Annotated in this window: 1 protein-coding gene; it reads right to left on the bottom strand. The window is 36.9% G+C overall.

The genetic code is table 11. The features are described from left to right. Window positions 1-17: 17 nt before the first annotated feature. Window positions 18-1,283 carry an IS701 family transposase gene (locus H1P_RS33425; protein WP_144875798.1) on the bottom strand — a complete coding sequence of 422 codons (1,266 nt, stop codon included), beginning with the start codon at window positions 1,281-1,283 and terminating at the stop codon, window positions 18-20. Window positions 1,284-1,316: the final 33 nt, after the last annotated feature.

Raw genomic sequence — 1,316 nt, forward strand, 5'->3', positions numbered from 1 at the left:
CGGTACTTAAACAAAAATCAAGCCCAAATAAACCCTAAACTCGCTTTGTAAGCGACAAAAACGTCTAGATTATGATTGAGCCACTGAACAAAACGATAAGACATGGCTGTACGAAATGCTTCCAATGCTTCAGGAAATGTGTTCAAAGGTTTATTAGCCCAACGCCGTCTTAAACCGCCAGTTAACTTATGCCAAAGAATAAAACTATAGGCACAAAAGACCAGAATAAAATGTCTTTTTAAACTTTTAATTCCTCTGGCTTGGTATTCTTTTAGTCCTAACCATCCTTTAGCTTCACGATAAAATACTTCTACCCAATTTCTCTGACTATAAGTCTCAACTACCCATTGCGCGTTTACGATTGATGGCTCAACATTAGTAATAAAGTAATCTATATCCTCTGCATCTTTAAAGTTCGGTGCATTCATGACGATAGCTATTTTTCTGATTCCTTCAAGACGAGATATTTCTACTTCCATGACAGCCACCCAAACAGTTCTAGATTTTTCTAAGTTGATTGTAGTTTGAGTATAAGTCCCTTCTGGTAGTGATTCGGCTAAAGTATCCAATCTTATTTCTTCCGTTAATTCCTTTGAGTTAACAACTTTAACTTTACGATTTTTGGCTAGTCCTCCTAAGTAGTTTAATTTTCTCTTCTCTAATTCCTTAAGAAAATTTGTATTATTACCATATCCTGAGTCAATTAATACTATTCCTGGTCTATATTCTCGCTCCATACTCCTATCGATTAACTTTAAAGCCAACTCAGGTTTCTTCTGAAAATTGCGGTCTTTTTTTCCCTCTGGCAAGGAATTTGCGTGTTGATATAACTCTATATCTAAAGGCAAACTTTTTTTGCCATCATAGAGATGAGTCGTTACCACAACATTACCATTATCTGTTTTCCCAATTTCTCCAATGTATTGACGACCTACTCCTGCGGTGAAGTTACCACTTTTGCGATGCCCTGAATCATCAACAATTAGACTAAATCCTCTACTTATTCGAGTTTGGTTGCACTTATTCATCACTTCTAAACGTCGCTGGTTGATTTTGTCTGCCGACCAAGTTGCTTCGGTTAAAAAGTGGTGTAATTTGTGGTAAGTTACTCCTACAGAGTCAGAAGCCATCTGATATATGTTTTTTCGTTCACTTTCACCCAATAATCCCCCTAAATAGTTCCTGAACTCTCTTTTTTGTGCTTTAGTCCTGAGTAAATCATCAAACTTTTTACACCATCGATCAAAGCAGGGAGGCATGGCTGCGGGAGTTGTTTCTCTCATCATCAACAATCACCATTAATGGCAATGTAAAAA

Origin of the sequence: Hyella patelloides LEGE 07179 (genome assembly GCF_900659865.1) — a bacterium.
GTDB classification, from domain to species: domain Bacteria; phylum Cyanobacteriota; class Cyanobacteriia; order Cyanobacteriales; family Xenococcaceae; genus Hyella; species Hyella patelloides.

Bases quoted from the DNA above. Each gene is read 5' to 3' on its own strand.
- H1P_RS33425 (WP_144875798.1), bottom strand. From the start codon at position 1,283: ATGAGAGAAACAACTCCCGCAGCCATGCCTCCCTGCTTTGATCGATGG.